Below are 18,193 nucleotides of genomic sequence, written 5' to 3'. Positions count from 1 at the left end.
GAGACGGCGCCCGGCGGCGGCATCGACGATGCCGATCTGCGCCAGGCGGCGGGCAAGCTGCGCCGGCGCGCGCACCACGCTGGCGAGGCTCTTCACGCCTTCGGGCAGCACCGCGTCACCGGGCTGGACCGCGCTCTCGCCCCAATGCACCGGGGCGCTGCGGTCGAGCGGCACGTCGAGGTCCTCGCCCAGCGCCGCGCCGAGCGCGGTCTCGTAGCCGCGCTCGACGCTGATCTGCTCCAGCACCGAAGGGAACAGGTCGCCGCTCGCGGCATTGAGTATCTTGGCCAGCGTGCGCGCTTCGGTCTCGATGCGCGCGAGCTCGCCCCTGGCATCCTGCAGCGGCGGGCGGGCGGCACTTTCGGCGACGCGTGCCTCGGCGACGGCCTGCTCGGCGGCGATGGCACCTAGCTCGCTCTCCTCGAGGCGGGCGAGCGCGTCCTCGACCAGCAGCCGCTTCTCGGCCGGGTCGGGCAGGCCGGAAATGCGGGCGACTATATCGGAAAGCTCGCGATCGACCTCGGCAAGCTGGCGGGCGAAGCGGTCGCGGCGCTCGGCGGTCTCGCGCAAAGTGCGTTCGATCTGGTGGCGCGAGGCGGCCGCCTCGGCGCGTTCGGCGGTCAGCGCGGCAAGTCTTGCTTCGCTTTGCGAGAGCGTCGCGCCGGCCTGCTCGAAAGCGGCGCGCGTGGTGGCCTCGCGTTCGGCCGCACCCGCGTTTTCCGAATTGAGCTCGGCTTCCTCGGTGCGCAGACGCTCCAGGATGTCGGCATTGTCGCGCACCATCCGCTCCTCGCGGGCGATATCGGCGTCGAGCTGCTGCAGCCGGCGTTCGAGCTCGACCTGACGCGAGCGGATGCGGCCGGCTTCCTCCTCGATCTGCGTCTTGGCGATCGACAGGCGCTGGAAGGCGGCGGCAGCGGCGGCCTCGGCGTCGCGCAGGTCAGGCAGCCGGTGCGCGGCAATGCCCTGTTCCCTGGCGGCCGCCATCTGGGCTGCGGCTCGGTCGCCGACCAGCGTGGTAGCTACGGCAAGCGCGGAACGCGCCTCGCCTTCCTGGGTCTTGGCCAGCGTCCAGCGCAGATGCAAGAGCGTCGCCTCGGCCTTGCGGATGTCGGCCGACAGGTTCTTGAACCGCGAGGCCTGGCGCGCCTGGCGCTTCAGGCTGTCGATCTGGCTTTCCAATTCGCCGACGACATCATCCAGTCGTTCGAGGTTCTGCTCGGCCCCCTTCAGCCTAAGCTCGGCCTCGTGCCGGCGCGTGTGCAGGCCGGAAATGCCGGCCGCCTCTTCGAGAAGGGCGCGGCGGGCCTGGGGTTTCGCCTGGATCAGCTCGCCGATGCGGCCCTGGCCGACCATCGACGGCGAGCGTGCACCGGTCGACTGGTCGGCGAAGAGCAACTGCACGTCCTTGGCGCGGGCTTCCTTGCCGTTGATGCGGTAGAGCGAGCCCGCCTCGCGCTCGATGCGGCGCGACACCTGCAGCTCATCGGCATCGTTGAAGGCGGCGGGCGCCGTGCGGTCGCTGTTGTCTAGGAAAAGCGTGACTTCGGCGGTGTTGCGCGCCGGCCGCGCGCCGGAGCCTGAAAAGATCACGTCGTCCATGCCGGACGCGCGCATGTTCTTGTAGGAGCTTTCGCCCATCACCCAGCGCAGCGCCTCGACAAGGTTCGACTTGCCGCAGCCGTTCGGCCCGACGATGCCGGTCAGCCCGCGTTCGATGACGAACTCACCGGGCTCGACGAAGGACTTGAAACCGAGCAGGCGAAGGCGCGAAAACTTCATTCGCGCCGCCCCGCAAAGGCCAACATGCCGAAGCCAAACAGCTTCGGCGCGGCCCGGACGTCAGAGCAGAGGGTCGATGATGGCCGACATTTCCTCAATCGACATCGCCCCTTTGTAGGTCTTTCCGTTGATGAAGAAGGTCGGCGTCGAGTCGACCTTGAACTCGTCCGCTCCGCGTTTCTGGACTGCTCTCACATCGTCCAGAAGTTTCTGGTCCGTCAAGCAGGCCTCGAAGGACTCCTGTGTAAAACCGGCGAGCTTGGAGATCTGCAGCAGCGCCTCCTTGGTATTGCTGACGCCGACCCAGCTCGGCTGCTGCTTGAACAGCACGTCGACCATGGCGAAGTAGTTGTCCTTAGCGCAGCGCGCCAGCATGAAGCCGGCTTCGGCGCTCGGGTCGAAGGGGAATTCGCGCAGGATGTAGCGCACCTTGCCGGTGTCGATATATTTCGATTTCAACTCAGGGAAGGTAGCCTCGTTGAAATGCGCGCAATGCGGGCAGGTCATCGAGGCGTATTCGACGATGGTGACCTTGGCGTCGTCCTTGCCGAGCTGCCTGTCGGGCAAGGCGCCAGGCTTCAGCAGTTCCGCCATGTCGACCGTGCCCTGCGCTTCCGGCACTTGAACGGCCGCCGGCGTGGCCGGCTTGGCTGGCGTCGACGGGTTGGCGGGCTTCGCGTCGGCCGCCTTCGCCTCCTCGCCCGAGTCGCTGCATGCGGCAAGCAGCGCCACAGCCGGAACGGCGGCCAGCGTGGTCAGAAGGTTCCTGCGGGACAAGCTTTTGCCAAAAGGGGCACGGTTCATGCGAATCACCTGATATCGGTTGGATTGTGCAATGCAAGAGCTAGAAAAGGCGAGAGTTGGCGCGAATTAAGGCATCGCCGTCCCCAATCCAATCGCCAATTTTTCGTGCGCGATCACGAATATGCGATATTGACGACAATTTTGCAGCACGCCGCATGTCCTTTTCGGGAGACATGCTCATGGCCTTTTTTGTCCGAGGATAGTCGCCCCAAGCCGCTCGAGCGACGCGCGCAGGCCGTCGTCCTCGATCTTGCCGACGGTGCGCGCCAGCTTCGATTTCTCTGCCTCGCTGAGCGGCCTCGGTTGGGGTTTCGGCCGCGCTTTGGCCGAAAGGACCGGCTTCTGCAGGATCTTGATGCGGCCGATCGCATTGAAGCCCAGAAAGGCGTTGACGCGGTTGATGACCTCGCCGGCCTCGTGCTGCAGATGCAGCGCCGCCATGCCTTCGCAGGCGATGACCAGCACCGCCGGCTCGAACGGATCGTCCTCATGCAGGCGGCGCGGCCACTGGATCTTTTCCGGGCGCGAGTGGCCGGCCAGGCGCGGACCGGCGATCTCTTCCCAGGATTGCACCAGCCCGATCGAGATGCCGGCGCGCTTCTTCAGCACCGGATCGAGGATCTCGGTCGCGAGATCGCTGACCGGAACGGGATTGCCGAAGCGCCTTTTCCCTGCCATGTGCGTTCTCCGATCCCAAACTCACCCGATCAATGGCACCGCAAGACCAGACCCGCAAGGCCGCAACCGAGAAGGCCACATCCGGAGATGCAAGCGAAAGCGTATCCCTGGACATCGCCGCCCGCCTGCTTGCCTGGTACGACGCGCATCACCGCGACCTGCCCTGGCGCGTGACGCCCGGGGCGTTCGCGCGCGGGACAAGGCCCGATCCCTACCGCATCTGGCTCTCCGAGGTGATGCTGCAGCAGACCACGGTCGAAGCGGTGAAGGTCTATTTCCGCACCTTCGTGGAGAAATGGCCGACCGTCGAGGCGCTAGCCGCCGCGCCCGCCGAGGACGTCATGAAGGCCTGGGCCGGGCTCGGCTACTATTCCCGGGCGCGCAATCTGAAGGCCTGCGCCGATCTCGTGGCGCGGCAGGGCGGCCGTTTTCCCGACACCGAGACCGGACTGAAGGAACTGCCGGGCATCGGTGCCTATACCGCGGCGGCAATCGCGGCGATCGCCTTCGATCGTCCGGCCGCCGTCGTCGACGGCAATGTCGAGCGCGTCATCTCGCGGCTCCACTCGATCGAAACCCCGCTCAGCGAGGCCAAGCCCGAAATCCGCGCGCTGGTCGAAAAGCTGGTGCCGCCGGCAAGGCCCGGCGACTTCGCCCAGGCGATGATGGACCTCGGCGCGACGATCTGCACGCCGCGGCGGCCGCGCTGCATGCTGTGCCCGGTGCGCGAGGATTGCAGCGCCATCCTTTCGGGCGATCCTGAACGCTTCCCGGTCCGGCTGCCGAAGGATGACAAGCCGCTGAGGCGCGGCGCCGCCTTCGTCGCCGAGCGCGACGACGGCGCCATCCTGTTGCGCAAGCGGCCGGACAAGGGACTGCTCGGCGGCATGACGGAGGTGCCGACCACGGGCTGGACGGCACGGATAGACGGGGCAACTACCGAAGACGCCGCGCCCTTTGCTGCCGACTGGCGGCGCGCCGGACGCATCGGCCATGTCTTCACGCATTTCGCGCTCGAACTCGAAGTCTTTCATGCCCACATCGAAGGTGGCGCGCCGGGCGGGCATTTCTGGTCGCTGGCCCATGAAATTTCCGGGGAAGCGCTGCCCACCGTCATGAAAAAGGTAATCGAGGCGGCGATACCGGGCGCGACCAGGAAACAACGCCCTCGCTGAAAGGACAGACATGACCGAAATCCGCCACATCGTGTTCGACATCGGCAAGGTGCTGATCCACTACGATCCGGACCTTCCGTTCAGCCGGCTGATCCCCGATGCGGCGGAGCGGAAGTGGTTTTTCGACAATGTCTGCACCAGCGCCTGGAACATCGAGCAGGATCGCGGGCGGACATGGGAAGAGGCAGAGGCGCAGCTGATCGCCGAGCATCCCGATCACGCCGAAAACATCCGCAATTTCCGCCGCTATTGGCATGAGATGGTGCCGCATGCCTATGACGACAGCGTCGCCATCATGGTCGGTTTGATCGAGAGCGGCCACGACGTGACAATGCTGACCAATTTCGCCGCCGACACTTTCGCCGAGGCCCGCCAGCGCTTCGAATTTCTCGACCGCCCGCGCGGCGTCACCGTCTCGGGCGAAATCGGCCTGATCAAGCCGGATCAGGCCATCTACGACCATCACATCGCATCATTCGGCCTGGAGCCCGCCGCCACGCTGTTCATCGACGACAGCCAGAAGAATGTCGACGGCGCCAAGGCGGCCGGCTGGCAGGCGGTGCTGTTCACCGAGGCCAAGGCGCTTAAAGCAGACCTTGAGCGGCTGAGGATTGCGGCCTGATATGAATCGCTTGCGGCGATCCGTTGAAGCTTTGAGTCAACGGATCAACCCCCTGCCCGCTCCATGCCGAGGCGCGCGATGCGGCGCAGCTCATCGATCGGGGTGAGGCCGCCGCTGCGCTCATAGTGCCAGAAGGTCCAGCCGTTGCAGGCATCGAGCCCCTGCACCTCGGCGCCGATCTTGTGGATCGAGCCGGCGCTGTCGCCGATGGCCAGCGTGCCGTCGGCGCGCACCTTGGCGGCCCAGCGCTTCTTGGCGTCGTAGAGCGTGGCGCCCGGCGCCATCAGGCCGGTGTCGATCAGGCTGATGAAGGCGACGCGCGGCTCGGCGCGCTTGCCGGAAAGCACGGTGAGGTCGGCGCTCTCCAGCGGACGAACGGCCGCGATGCGCTCGTTGGCGGCGTCGATATAGGCCTGCTCGCGCTCGATACCGACGAAGTGGCGGCCGAGGCGCCTGGCGACAGCCCCCGTTGTGCCGGAGCCGAAGAAGGGATCAAGCACCACATCGCCCGGCTTGGTCGAGGCCATCATGATGCGGGCAAGCAGCGCCTCCGGCTTCTGCGTCGGGTGCAGCTTGTTGCCGTTTTCGTCCTTCAGCCGCTCACCACCCGTGCAGATCGGGAACAACCAGTCGGAGCGCATCTGCAAATCGTCGTTCGATGCCTTCAGCGCCTCGTAGTTGAAGGTATAGCCCTTGGTCTTCTGGTCGCGCGAGGCCCAGATCATCGTCTCATGCGCATTCTGGAAGCGGCGGCCGCGGAAGTTCGGCATCGGATTGGTCTTGCGCCAGACGATATCATTCAGGATCCAGAAGCCGAGGTCCTGCATCCTGGCGCCGACGCGGAAAATGTTGTGGTAGGAGCCGATGACCCAGATGGTGCCGTTGGGCTTCAGCACCCGGCGCGCCGCGAGCAGCCAGGCGCGGGTGAAGGCGTCATAGGCCTCGAAGCTCTCGAACTGGTCCCAGTCGTCGTCGACGGCGTCGACCTTGGACTGGTCGGGACGGTGCAGGTCGCCGTCGAGCTGCAGATTGTAAGGCGGATCGGCGAAGATGACGTCGATCGACTTTTCCGGCAGCCTGTCGAGCGCGGCGACGCAGTCGCCTTTCAGGATCGTGTCCAGCCATTCGGACTGCTGGGGAGCGTGGGAAAGCTCGTCGATAAGACGCATGGCAGACATCAAAACACCCAAAGCACGCGTTACGGTTTACTGGCTGTTATGGTTACCGATCAGCGTAAACATTCGGTGAAGGCTGGACAGCCTTGCGCGGTTTGCGAAGACCGGCCCATTGGTGTATGCCGCGCCGCTTGGGCCAGTCAGGCCATGTTTTCCTCCCTGCGTTCCGGATTGCCATGCCCCAGCCAGACCTTGTCATCTTCGATTGCGACGGCGTGCTCGTCGATTCCGAAATCATCGCCGCGCGCGTCGAGGCCGAACTTCTGACCTCGGCCGGGTTTGAGATCTCGGCGGAAGAGCTTGCCGAGACCTATGCGGGGCTGACCTTCAAGGACATCCTGATGCGGGTCGAGGAGAAGTCGAATATCCCGTTCCAGGCCGCGCTGATCGACCGCGCAGAGGAACTCGTCGACCGCAAGCTGCGCAGCGACGTGCGCATCATCGACGGCGCACGCGAGGCGGTGGCGACCGTTACCGTGCCGCGCGCCGTCTGCTCCAACTCGCGCAAGGAACGGATCGAGTTCATGCTGGAAAAGGTGCGCCTGCTGCCGTTCTTCGCCGGCCGCATCTTTTCAGGCCTGGACATACCCAGTAAGAAGACCAAGCCGGCGCCCGACGTGTTCCTCTACGCCGCTGAACAGCTCGGCGCGAACCCGAAGAATACTTTCGTCATCGAGGATTCCGTACATGGCATCACCGGCGCCAGGGCGGCGGGGATGCGCGTGATCGGCTTCACCGGCGCGGGGCACAGCTATCCTGGCCATGCCGACGCGCTGACCGAGGCCGGCGCCGAGACGGTCATCCGCCGCTTCGCGGAACTGGGCAGCACGATTGCGGCGCTGTCGGAGTGGTCGGAAGACGCCTAGGGTTCGCTGTCCAGTCTGACGTCCGCTTTCTGACGTCCGCTTGTCCGCCAATAGCGGCGAAACAGCGGACGTCGCCGCAGGTCTCAGAAAGGCCGGAAGCCATCGAACGTTGGGACGGAGACTACACGCGTGTTGTCAACGTCGAGAGCTGATCGGTGTCGTAGCGGTTTCGCAGATCGGCGAGTGCTTTTGGATCCGGCGCACCCTGCGCCGCGAGTTTGGCGAGCTCTTCGAAATAATGCTCGTGGCCAGGTGGAGAAACGGTCATCAGCACGCGTGCCGGTTTCTCGCTGACATTCGTGATGTTGTGCGGCACTCCCGGTGGGATGAACAGATAGGTTCCGGGCGTTGCGCGGATTGTCTTGTCGCCGACATGCCACTCGCACTCGCCCTCGATCAGGTAGAAGGTTTCCTCCTGCACCCGATGAACATGCCGCCCGGTGGCAAACCCTGGAGGAATCGTCCAGTCGAACATGCTCGTGTGCTTGGTATTTTCGCCGGTGACAAGGAAGACCATAGGATGACCACGTAGCATGACGCCCTTCTTCTCATCGGGCATACGGATGACGGCATTGGCGCTCATATGATCCTCCTCTGACTGGGCGCTCATTTCTGGCCAGCATTCGTGCAACATCGGCCGTCCACGCCGGAAAGTCGTGAATCCGTTCCCAAAAATTTGCTAAAAGACTCGAATGATAGTCAGGGGCGACCTCTACCAGTTCGGCCCGTTCCGCCTCGATCCGGAGGTGGGCATTCTCTTTTACGGGGCCGAGCCGACCATGCTTGGGCAACGCGCAATTGCGTTGCTGCGCCTGCTGATCCAAAACGCCGGCGTACCCGTGTCCAAGGGCGCGTTGATCGAGGCCGGCTGGGGCGGATTGGCGGTTGCCGATAACAATCTGACGGTGCAGATCGCAGCCCTGCGCCGGGTGCTGGCCGACGCGGCGAATGCCGAGAGCTGGATCGAAACGCTGCCGCGCCGAGGCTATCGATATGTCGGACCGGCTGTCGCGACGAATGCCCCCGATGCTTCGACCGCCACACGCGCCGCATCAGCGCCGACCTTGCCCGAGAAGCCCTCCGTCGCGGTCCTGCCGTTCTCGAACTTGAGCGGCGATCCGCGGCAGGAGTACTTTGCCGATGGGATGGTCGACGACATCATCACAGGCCTCGCACGCATCAAGTGGTTGTTCGTCACCGCACGAAACTCGACCTTCGCCTACAAGGGTCGCGCCGTGGACGTGAAGCAGGTCGGTCGCGAGCTTGGCGTTCGCTATGTCCTCGAAGGCAGTGTGCGCAAGGCCGGCGGCAGGGTGCGCGTGACCGGGCAGATGGTCGATGCATCGACCGGTGCACATGTATGGGCCGAGCGCTACGACCGCGGCTCCAAAGACATCTTTGCGCTTCAAGATGAGATCGCGTTGTCAGTGGTGGGCGCGATTGCGCCGAGCGTGCGGAAAGCGGAAATCGAACGTGTCAGGCGCAAGCGCCCCGACAGTCTCGACGCGTACGATCTGGTGCTGCAAGCCCAGCCTGACGTCGATTCAGGCATGCCGGAGCAAGTGACGAGAGCGCTGGTGCTTCTTGACCGCGCCATCGCGCTCGAGCCAGCTTATGCGCTGGCGCATGGCAATGCCGCGATGTGCCACCATTGCTTGTTCCTTCGCGCCGGTCTGCAGGAAATCAACCGAGCCTCTTCGATCCGCCACGCCCGGTCGGCCATTGTCCATGGACAAGATGATGCGCTCGCTCTGACGTGGGCCGGATTTTCCATCGGAATGGATGCGCACGATCGCGCCGCTGCATTCACCGCATTGGAAGCTGCCCTCGCCATCAGCCCGTCATCGGCACTGACCTACATTCTTGGCAGCGTCGTTCTCGGATGGAGCGGCGAAGCGGAGCGCGCGATAGAATGGAGCGTGCAGGGTATGCGGCTGAGCCCGTTCGATACGTGGGCCTGGGCCGCATTTGATGCGCAAGCAATGAGCCATTTGCTGCGCGGGCGTTACGAAGAAGCTTGCCGCGCGGCCTACAAGTCGGTTCAAGCCAACCCAGCGCATAGTATCACTTATGTGCAGTTGGCCGCCGCGTTGGCCAAGCTTGGCCGATTGGACGAAGCGAGGGCGGCCGCCGCGCGCGTGCTCGAGCTTCAGCCTGCCTTTCGCTACAGCCGCCAGTTTGCCGGCGTGAATTGTGCGCCTGCGCTCGCAGAGGCTCTTGGCAGCGCGCTGCGGGACGCCGGACTGCCGGAGTAGCCCGACCGGCCACGCGCCGTCGTCCTTCGAATTTGTTGTATCGACCCGCTACGACAAACTTGCCGCCAACCATCCGGCCTTTGTCCAGCTTGCATCAATCAGGCTGCTGCCGGGCGTCAATGCATCCACGCATCAGTTCGTCACTGCTGCGGCGACGCGCTTCTTCCTTTTGCCCTTCGACTTGTCCGTCGCAGCTTTCGGCGCGTTCTCGTCATAGCCGGCATAGGCCTGGTAGTCGCGAGCGGTCGGCTCCGGCACCACGACATTGGCGTCGGTGAAGACGAATTGCGTGGCGGCCGACGGATCGGTGACCTGCACCTGATATTGATGAAGCTGCGAATAGAGCACGTCAGGCCCGTGCTGGACCGCGACGCGGATCGGCATGGTGACGGTGCCGGGCGTGAACAGCGGGCCCGGCACGACCTTGCCGGCGACCGCGATCTTCATCGTCAGCTGGCCGTTTTCGTGCGTGCAGTCGCGGGTCACGTCGGTAATCGAAGCCTGGTAGATGATCTTGGTCGGATCGCGATTGGGGTCGACCGGCTGACCGTCGGGGCCGGTCTGCGCGGCGGCCGCTGCTGCCTCGGCTTCAGCGTCCGCCGCAGCATCGGCCTTCTTTTTCTTCGGCTTGGCGGCGGTGCCCTTGGCATAGGTGTTGAAGAAAGCAGTGCCGTCGCGCAGCGTCACCTTCGGGCAGTAGGCGCGCAACTGGCTGGCCAGCACTTTCGGATCCTGCGGCGGCGGCGGCGCGGTCGGATCCTTCTTGCTGAAGCCGAAGTTCAGAATGCCGTTGTCGCTCGATTGGCATCCGGCGGCGGCAAGCATAAAGCCGGTGAGCGCCAGACCCGCGACAACACGACGGTTGACCGAATAAAACCTCATGAACTGCACTTCCCTCTCACAAAGCCGGTGACGTATATCAACGCCGCGGCGAAAATGCGACTGAGCCGGTTCTGAAAATTAACCAATTTGCCGTGGATGATGCGGCCGGCAACGATGGGCCTTTTATGATGCAATATGTGAGTACCCGCGGGGATGCGCCCGTGCTTGGATTTTCCGACGCGGTGCTGGCCGGGCTGGCGCGCGACGGCGGGCTTTACGTGCCGCGCGAATGGCCGCAGTTCTCGGCCGCCGAAATCCGCTCCATGCGCGGCCTTGCCTATCCGGACCTTGCCATTCGCGTCCTGACGCCCTTCCTCGGCGGCGAGATCGCCGCACCCGTCTTCGAGCTGCTGGTGCGCGAGGCCTATGCGACTTTTCGGCACGACGCCGTCTGCCCGTTGGTGCAGACAGGGAAAAACACCTTCGTCCTAGAGCTTTTCCACGGTCCGACGCTCGCTTTCAAGGACGTGGCGATGCAGCTGCTCGCGCGGCTGATGGACCATGTGCTTGCCGAACGGGGCAAACGCGCCACCATCGTCGGCGCCACCTCCGGCGACACCGGCGGCGCTGCGATAGACGCTTTCGCCGGCCGCGACCGCACCGACATCTTCATCCTTTTCCCCAACGGCAAGGTCTCGCCGGTGCAGCAGCGGCAGATGACGACGTCGAGCGCGGCGAATGTCCACGCGCTGTCGATCGAGGGGAATTTCGACGACTGCCAGGGCCTGGTGAAGGACATGTTCAACGATCACGGCTTCCGCGACCGTGTGTCGCTGTCGGGCGTCAATTCGATCAACTGGGCCCGCATCATGGCCCAGATCGTCTATTATTTCTCGTCGGCCCTTTCGCTCGGCGCGCCCGACCGGCCGGTGTCCTTTACCGTGCCGACCGGCAATTTCGGCGACATTTTCGCAGGTTACGCCGCCAAGCGCATGGGGCTGCCGGTCGAACGGCTGATCATCGCCACCAACGACAACGACATATTGGCGCGCACATTGTCGAGCGGCGAATACCGCACCAAGGGCGTGTTCGCCACCACCTCGCCGTCGATGGACATCCAGGTGTCGTCGAACTTCGAGCGCCTGCTGTTCGAGGCGGCGGGCCGCGATGCCGCGACGGTCCGGCGCTACATGAACGGGCTGAAGCAATCCGGCGCCTTCACCATCGAAGCGGGCGAAATGGCTAGGATCCGCGCCGAGTTCGACGCCGGCCGCGCCAGCGTCGACGAGGTTGCCGCAACCATCCGCCAGACGCTCGAAGCGAGCAGCTACCTGCTCGATCCGCACACGGGCGCCGCCGTGCACGTAGCGGCCGGCCACGCGTCAGGCGCCGTGCCCATGGTGGTGCTGGGCACCGCGCATCCGGCCAAGTTCCCGGCAGCGGTCGAGGCCGCCAGCGGCGTTACTCCAGCGCTCCCCTCATGGCTTGCCGGCTTGATGACAGCCGACGAAAAGTACACCATACTTCCATCCGAGCTGAAAATGGTGGAAGATTACGTGAGCCGCCACACGCGGGCGGCCCGTTAGGGAGTAGTTGCCATATGGGTGTTGAGGTAAGCCGTCTGTCGAACGGCCTGACAGTCGCCACCGAAACCCTTCCAAGCCTCGAATCCGTTGCCCTTGGTGCCTGGGTCAAGTCGGGCGCCCGCAATGAACGCGACGAAGAGCATGGCATGGCCCATCTGCTCGAGCATATGGCGTTCAAGGGAACCAAGCGGCGCAGCGCCTTCGAGATCGCCTCGGAAATCGAGAATGTCGGCGGCGAGATCAATGCCGCCACCAGCGTCGAGACGACGTCCTACTACGCCAGGGTGCTCTCCGACGACGTGCCGCTGGCGGTCGATATCCTGGCCGACATCCTGCAGGAGTCGGAATTCGACCCCGAAGAGCTGGAGCGCGAGCAGCATGTGATCCTGCAGGAGATCGGCGCCGCGCACGACACGCCAGACGACATCGTCTTCGACAGGTTCACCGAAACCGCGTTCCGCCACCAGACCATCGGCCGCTCGATCCTCGGCACGCCGGAGACGGTCAAATCCTTCACCTCGAAACAGTTGCACGACTTCATCGAACGGCAATACGGCGCCGAGCGCATGGTGATCGTGGCCGCAGGGGACATCAAGCACGACAATTTCGTGCGCGAGGTCGAAAAGCAGCTCGGCGGCTTTCGCGCCAAGGCCTCGAGCAACATCCCGCAATACGCCCAATATGTCGGCGGCGACTTCCGCGAGGACCGCGACCTGATGGACGCGCAGATCGTGCTCGGCTTCGAGGGCCGCGCCTACCATGTGCGCGACTTCTACGCCTCGCAGGTGCTGTCGATGATCCTCGGCGGCGGCATGTCGTCGAGGCTGTTCCAGGAGGTGCGCGAGAAGCGCGGCCTGTGCTACTCGGTCTATGCCTTCCACTGGGGCTTTTCCGACACCGGCATTTTCGGCGTGCATGCCGCGACCGGGCAGAGCGATATCGCCAAGCTGGTGCCGGTCATCATCGGCGAACTGCAGAAGGCCGGCGAAAGCATCCAGCAGGAAGAGCTCGACCGGGCACGCGCGCAATATCGCGCCGGCCTCATCATGTCGGCCGAAAGCCCGGCAAGCCGCGCCTCGCAGATCGCCAGGCAGTTGCTCCTGTTCGGGCGGCCGATCGCCAAGGAGGAATTGATGGAGCGGCTGGCAGCGCTGACCATCGAGCGGCTGACTGACCTCTCGTCGCGGCTGTTCTCGACCAAGCCGACGCTGACGGCGGTCGGCCCCGTGGGCACGCTGGCACCCTACGAGGCGATCCTCGATTCGCTTGCGGGTCCGCAGACGACGGCCCGCAGGCTCGCCGTCTAACCCCGAACAAGCGCCGTGTTCGCGCTCCCTTTCTTTCGCCGCGACCTGCCGGCACTGAAGGGCGAAAAGGTCACGCTTCGCGTGCCGCTGACCAACGACTATCGCGAATGGTCGAAACTGCGCGGCGAAAGCCGCGCCTTCCTGGAGCCGTGGGAGCCGCGCTGGCAGCCGGACGAGCTCGACCGCACCGCCTGGCGGCTGCGCATCGGCCGCTACCGCGAGGACTATGCGCAAGGCACGGCCATCGCCTTCTTCATCTTCGAGAAGGAGAGCGGCAAGCTCGCCGGCGGCATCACGCTCGGCAACATCCGCCACGGCGTCGCGCAAAGCGGCCATATCGGCTACTGGATCGGCGAACGCTACGGCGGCCGCGGGCTGATGACCGACGCGGTCAAGGTGGTGTCGCGTTTTGCCTTCGATACGCTGAGGTTGCACCGGATCGAGGCTGCCTGTATTCCCGACAACGCCCGGTCGATCCGCGTGCTTGAAAAAGCCGGATTCCGGCGCGAAGGACTTCTGCGATCCTATCTCAGGATCAACGGCATCTGGCAGGATCACTACCTCTACGCCCGGATCGCGGACGATCCGCCGGATGATGGAACGAAGGGCTGATATGTGACGAATTTTCCGCGAATCGCGTCGCTGTTCGCCCTCATCCTGGCGGTCGTCGTCACGCTCTCGGCAGCCGCGCCGGCCCTTGCCGTCGAGCCGATCAAAATCGCCCGCGACGATAAAGCGCTCGACCTTTCGGGCGCCGTCGCGATCTACCGGAACCAGGGCGAGAATTTCCAGGTCTCGACCGCGCCCGGCCCCGACGGCATCGTGCGGCGCATCGAAGTGGAGGCCAATGATGCGCGCTCGACCGGCGACTGGGCGGTGTTCGCGCTCGCCAACACTACCGACCAGCAGCTCGACCGGCTGATCGTCGCGCCGCATTTCCGCCTGGTGAATTCCGGCATCTTCTGGCCGGATCTCGGTTCGACCCGCATTGCGGCGATCACGCCCAGCGAAGGTTTCGCGCTCGACCGCCAGACCAGCCCCGACGCCGACGTGTTCCGGGTGACGCTGAACCCTGGAACGGTGGTCACCTTCATCGCCGAGCTCGCCTCGCCGAAGCTGCCGCAGGTCTATCTGTGGGATCCGGAATCCTACAAGGACTCGGTCAATTCCTACACGCTGTTCCGCGGCATCGTCATCGGCATTGCCGGCCTGCTGGCGCTGTTCCTGACCATCCTGTTCGTGGTCAAGGGAACCTCGATGTTCCCCGCCACGGCAGCACTCGCCTGGGCGGTGCTCGCCTATATCTGCGTCGATTTCGGCTTCCTCAACAAGGTCATCGAGATATCGCCCGGCAACGAGCAGATGTGGCGGGCCGGCACCGAGGTGGCCTTGGCGGCGACCTTCGTGGTGTTCCTGTTCGCCTATCTCAACCTCAACCGATGGCACGGCCATTTCAGCTACGGCGCGCTAGTGTGGATCCTCGGTCTGCTTCTGATCGCCGGGGTGGCGATCGTCGATCCGGCGGTCGCCGCCGGTATCGCCCGCATCTCCTTTGCCGCCACCGCGCTCACCGGGCTCGGCCTCATCATCTTCCTTGGCATTCGCGGTTATGACCGCGCCATCATGCTGGTGCCCAGCTGGGTCATGGTGCTCTTGTGGCTGTGCGGCTCGTGGATGGCAATCACCGGCATGCTGGACAACGACATCGCCCAGCCGGCGCTGGGCGGCGGCCTGATCCTGATCATCCTTCTGATCGGCTTCACCGTCATGCAGCACGCCTTTGCCGGCGGCGCGCTGCACCAGGGCCTCTTCTCCGACCTCGAGCGCCAGGCGCTCGCGGTCGCCGGATCGGGCGATATCGTATGGGACTGGGACGTGCTGCGCGACCGCGTGGTGACCAAGCCCGACATTAGCATTCAGCTCGGCCTCGCCCCCAACAGCCTGTCGGGCGCGGCCCGCAACTGGCTGCCGGTGCTGCATGCCGACGACCGCGACACGTTCCGCACAACGCTCGACGTGGTGCTGGAGCACCGCCGCGGCCGGGTGGCGCAGAATTTCCGCCTGCGCGGCGCCGACGGCCATTATCACTGGTTTTCGCTCAGGGCGCGGCCGGTGATCGGGTCGGACGGTGAAGTGATCCGCTGCGTCGGCACGATGGTCGATGTCACCGAGCAGAAGAAGTCCGAGGAAAGGCTGCTGCACGACGCCGTGCACGACAACCTCACCGGCCTGCCGAACCGCGAGCTGTTCATGAACCGGCTGGAGGCGATCATCTCGATCGCCCGCACCGAGGACAAGGTGCGCCCGACGGTGTTCGTCATCGACATCGACCGCTTCAAGCAGGTCAATGACGGGCTTGGCATTTCCGCCGGCGACACCATCCTGCTCACCATCGCGCGCCGGCTGCACCGGCTCTTGAAGCCCAAGGATTCGCTGTCGCGCTTTGCCGGCGACCAGTTCGCGCTGATGCTGTTGTCGGAGCAGGATCCGGCCCGCATCGCCGCCATGGCCGACGCGATCAAGCATGCGATCAACAACCCGATCACCTTCGCCAAGCGCGAGATCGTGCTCACCGCCTCGATCGGCCTGATCACCTGGACGACGGCGCAAACCTCGTCCGAGGACATGGTCAAGGACGCCGAGCTTGCCATGCACCAGGCCAAGCGTTTCGGCGGCGACAGGATCGAGCCGTTCCGGCCGGCCTTCCGCACCGTCGGCACCGACCGGCTGCAGTTCGAATCCGACCTTCGCCGCGCCATCGAGCGGCGCGAGTTCACGCTCGCCTACCAGCCGATCGTGCGGCTGGAGGACGGCAGCGTCGCCGGCTTCGAGGCGCTATTGCGCTGGGACCATCCGCGGCGCGGCATGATACCGCCGGGAGATTTCATCCCGGTGGCCGAAAATTGCGGGTTGATCGTGCAGCTCGGGCTGTTCGCCATGCAGCAGGCGGCCGAGGATCTCGCCACCTGGCAAAAACAGATCGGCGACGCGCCGCTGTCGGTTTCAGTCAACCTGTCCAGCCGGCAGCTCATCCGCCGCGACCTGGTCAGCGACGTGCGTTCGGTCATCGCGCGCGCCAATCTGAAGCCGCGCTGCTTCCGGCTCGAGCTCACCGAATCTTTGGTGATGGACAATCCCGAGCAGACCGCGCATGTGCTGAGTAAACTGAAACAACTCGGCATCGGACTGTCGCTCGACGATTTCGGCACCGGCTATTCCTCGCTCTCTTATCTGACGCGCTTCCCCTTCGACACGATCAAGATCGACAGGAGCTTCGTCGACGACGCCACGCCGAAGAGGGCGGTGCTGCTGAAATCCATGGTCAACATGGCGCATGAACTCGGCCTGTCGGTCGTGGCTGAGGGCATCTCCGACGAGAGCGACGCGCTGGAGCTGCGCCAAATGGGCTGCGAATATGTCCAGAGCTTCATGTTCGGCGCGCCGATGCCCGGCGACCAGGTGCTGAAGACGCTGAGGGAGCAATATCCGCTGACGCAGGCTTAGGTCACGCGTGGCCGGCGGCGGCGCTCAAATGGGCGAGATCGATGCCGATCGAGGCAAGGATACGGTCGTATTTGCGCTCGATGTCGGCGTCGAACAACAGTTCGGGCGTCGCCGGGCAGGTCAGCCAGCCATTCTCGGCGATCTCGCTTTCGAGCTGGCCGGCGCCCCAGCCGGAGTAACCGAGCGCCATCAGCGCATGACGCGGCCCGCGGCCCGTCGAGATGGCGCGCAGAATGTCGACCGTGGCGGTCAGGCAGATGTCGTCGGAGACGCTGAGCGAGGATTCCACGCGATAGTCGCCGGAATGCAGCACGAAGCCGCGGCTGCGATCGACCGGCCCGCCATTGCGCACGACGAAGTCGCGGGCATGCGCCGGCAAGCGGATCGCTTCCTGCTCGTTCACGATGCCAAGCTGCACCAGAAGGTCCGGGAACAGCATCTGCTGCGTCTGGTTGATGATCAGGCCCATGGCGCCCTCGTCGCTGTGGGCGCAGATATAGATGACCGAGCGCGTGAAACGGTCGTCCTTCATGCCGGGCATGGCAATCAGGAACTGATCGTCGAGAAAGCCGCGCCCCGCGGCCATCTTTTTGTGGCGCAACAAGTCCATGACGTTGAGCGTAACCCGTTTCCGCCGCGCCGAAAAGATGGTCAGGCTGCCGGATGTCACGCAAATATGATACCGGCAGGAACATGAAATCATTGCGCGGCCAAGAACGGGCGATCAAATCACCGCCATGCGATACCTGAACATTGTGGCGCTCGGCGCCGTCATCGGCCTGGGAGCGGGCCTGCCGGCCGAGGCCTCGTCCTCGGCCTGGTACAACAGCGAAGGCGGCAAAGTGCGGCTGGTGACCAGCGGCAAGCCCGACGAGGCCGGCAAGATCCACGGCGTGCTCGACATTGCCCTGAAGCCAGGCTGGAAAACCTACTGGCGCGACCCCGGTGACGCCGGCGTGCCGCCGCAGCTCGACATCTCGGCCAGCACCAACATCGCCGATGCAAGGCTGTCGTTTCCGCCGCCGCAGCGCCACGACGACGGCTACGGCAAATGGGCCGGCTACGACCGCCCCGTGTCGCTGCCGGTGACCTTCACGCTGTCGTCGCCCGACCAGCCGGCGACGATCGACGCCAACGTCTTCCTCGGCATATGCGAGACGATCTGCATTCCGGTGCAGACCCGGCTCAGCGTCGATCCGGCGTCCGATCCGGACAACGCCACGGACGCGGCGCTGGTGAAGACGGCGCTTGCAACGCTGCCCTCGCCAGCACGGCCCGATTTCGGCATCCGCGTGCTACCCGGCGACCACGAGACCCTTATCGTCGAGGCCCGGTCCCCCGGAGACCTGGATTCGGTCGATTTCTTCATCGCCGGCGAGCGCGACTACATGTTCGGCGCGCCGGTGCGCAGCGAGAAGGACGGCAAACTCGTCTTCACCGTGCCGATCCTTGACCGGCCGTCGGCGACACCCACGGATGGCGGGCTCTATTACACGCTGACAAGCACCGAGGGTTCGGTCGACGGGCTGCTGCCTTTCCCTTGATCCAGGCTTGGTCAACGGTTGCGGGAAGCCGCTCGGTCCGATACGCAGGCACAGATCCTTCCCAATCTCCAAG

16 protein-coding genes are annotated in these 18,193 nt (G+C 64.8%); 9 read left to right on the top strand and 7 right to left on the bottom strand.

Annotation, left to right across the window (positions count from 1 at the left end; genetic code table 11):
- The 3 genes from AU465_RS31825 to AU465_RS31815 form a co-directional block, all read right to left on the bottom strand.
- Positions 1-1,782, bottom strand: a 1,782-nt coding sequence (locus AU465_RS31825; protein WP_192256802.1) for a chromosome segregation SMC family protein, incomplete at its 3' end; no start/stop codon positions are given.
- Between the two features lie 60 nt (positions 1,783-1,842).
- Positions 1,843-2,586, bottom strand: coding sequence for a DsbA family protein (locus AU465_RS31820; RefSeq protein WP_192256800.1), 744 nt, complete (start codon positions 2,584-2,586; stop codon positions 1,843-1,845).
- 177 nt (positions 2,587-2,763) lie between these two features.
- Positions 2,764-3,264, bottom strand: a complete 501-nt coding sequence (locus tag AU465_RS31815) for a DUF721 domain-containing protein (protein WP_192256797.1) — start codon at positions 3,262-3,264, stop codon at positions 2,764-2,766.
- 32 nt (positions 3,265-3,296) lie between these two features.
- Here AU465_RS31815 and mutY point away from each other — a divergent pair, with 32 nt between their 5' ends.
- Both mutY and AU465_RS31805 read left to right on the top strand, forming a co-directional pair.
- Positions 3,297-4,439: an A/G-specific adenine glycosylase gene (mutY, locus tag AU465_RS31810; protein WP_192256795.1), complete on the top strand. Its 1,143-nt coding sequence runs from the start codon at positions 3,297-3,299 to the stop codon at positions 4,437-4,439.
- Between the two features lie 10 nt (positions 4,440-4,449).
- Positions 4,450-5,061 (top strand): HAD family hydrolase, encoded by a 612-nt coding sequence (locus AU465_RS31805; RefSeq protein ID WP_192256793.1) that lies wholly within the window; start codon positions 4,450-4,452, stop codon positions 5,059-5,061.
- A gap of 44 nt (positions 5,062-5,105) precedes the next feature.
- Here AU465_RS31805 and AU465_RS31800 read toward each other — a convergent pair whose 3' ends face one another.
- A complete protein-coding gene (locus AU465_RS31800; RefSeq protein WP_192256790.1) occupies positions 5,106-6,239 on the bottom strand; it encodes a site-specific DNA-methyltransferase in 1,134 nt (377 codons plus the stop codon).
- A gap of 173 nt (positions 6,240-6,412) precedes the next feature.
- On the opposite strand from AU465_RS31800, the gene AU465_RS31795 reads away from it, so the two are divergent.
- Complete coding sequence (locus tag AU465_RS31795; RefSeq protein ID WP_192256788.1) at positions 6,413-7,102, top strand: HAD family hydrolase; 690 nt, start codon at positions 6,413-6,415, stop codon at positions 7,100-7,102.
- A 121-nt stretch (positions 7,103-7,223) separates the two neighbouring features.
- Here AU465_RS31795 and AU465_RS31790 read toward each other — a convergent pair whose 3' ends face one another.
- The gene (locus AU465_RS31790; protein ID WP_192256786.1) at positions 7,224-7,685 is read right to left on the bottom strand and encodes a cupin domain-containing protein; all 462 of its coding nucleotides are present in this window, start codon (positions 7,683-7,685) and stop codon (positions 7,224-7,226) included.
- A gap of 109 nt (positions 7,686-7,794) precedes the next feature.
- Between AU465_RS31790 and AU465_RS31785 the strand changes: the two genes are divergently transcribed.
- The gene (locus AU465_RS31785) at positions 7,795-9,357 is read left to right on the top strand and encodes a winged helix-turn-helix domain-containing protein (RefSeq protein ID WP_192256784.1); all 1,563 of its coding nucleotides are present in this window, start codon (positions 7,795-7,797) and stop codon (positions 9,355-9,357) included.
- A 132-nt stretch (positions 9,358-9,489) separates the two neighbouring features.
- Here AU465_RS31785 and AU465_RS31780 read toward each other — a convergent pair whose 3' ends face one another.
- Positions 9,490-10,239, bottom strand: coding sequence for a hypothetical protein (locus tag AU465_RS31780; RefSeq protein ID WP_192256782.1), 750 nt, complete (start codon positions 10,237-10,239; stop codon positions 9,490-9,492).
- Between the two features lie 128 nt (positions 10,240-10,367).
- On the opposite strand from AU465_RS31780, the gene thrC reads away from it, so the two are divergent.
- The 4 genes from thrC to AU465_RS31760 are packed head-to-tail and all read left to right on the top strand — an operon-like array spanning position 10,368 to position 16,576.
- Entirely contained in the window at positions 10,368-11,765 is a 1,398-nt protein-coding gene (gene thrC, locus AU465_RS31775) for a threonine synthase (protein WP_192256813.1), read from the top strand.
- A gap of 14 nt (positions 11,766-11,779) precedes the next feature.
- On the top strand, positions 11,780-13,072 hold the full coding sequence (locus AU465_RS31770) for a M16 family metallopeptidase (protein ID WP_192256780.1): 1,293 nt from the start codon (positions 11,780-11,782) through the stop codon (positions 13,070-13,072).
- Between the two features lie 15 nt (positions 13,073-13,087).
- The gene (locus AU465_RS31765) at positions 13,088-13,684 is read left to right on the top strand and encodes a GNAT family N-acetyltransferase (protein WP_192256778.1); all 597 of its coding nucleotides are present in this window, start codon (positions 13,088-13,090) and stop codon (positions 13,682-13,684) included.
- 3 nt (positions 13,685-13,687) lie between these two features.
- A complete protein-coding gene (locus tag AU465_RS31760; protein WP_192256776.1) occupies positions 13,688-16,576 on the top strand; it encodes an EAL domain-containing protein in 2,889 nt (962 codons plus the stop codon).
- Between the two features lies 1 nt (position 16,577).
- Here the strand turns inward: AU465_RS31760 and AU465_RS31755 are convergent, their stop codons facing one another.
- On the bottom strand, positions 16,578-17,186 hold the full coding sequence (locus tag AU465_RS31755) for a YqgE/AlgH family protein (RefSeq protein WP_192256810.1): 609 nt from the start codon (positions 17,184-17,186) through the stop codon (positions 16,578-16,580).
- A 127-nt stretch (positions 17,187-17,313) separates the two neighbouring features.
- Here AU465_RS31755 and AU465_RS31750 point away from each other — a divergent pair, with 127 nt between their 5' ends.
- Positions 17,314-18,120 (top strand): protein-disulfide reductase DsbD domain-containing protein, encoded by an 807-nt coding sequence (locus AU465_RS31750; RefSeq protein ID WP_192256774.1) that lies wholly within the window; start codon positions 17,314-17,316, stop codon positions 18,118-18,120.
- Positions 18,121-18,193: the final 73 nt, after the last annotated feature.

The sequence above is a fragment of the Mesorhizobium silamurunense genome (assembly GCF_014843905.1).
GTDB classification, from domain to species: domain Bacteria; phylum Pseudomonadota; class Alphaproteobacteria; order Rhizobiales; family Rhizobiaceae; genus Mesorhizobium; species Mesorhizobium silamurunense.
Note: the sequence above shows the minus strand (reverse complement) of the source record. Positions and strands in the feature narration are given on the sequence as shown.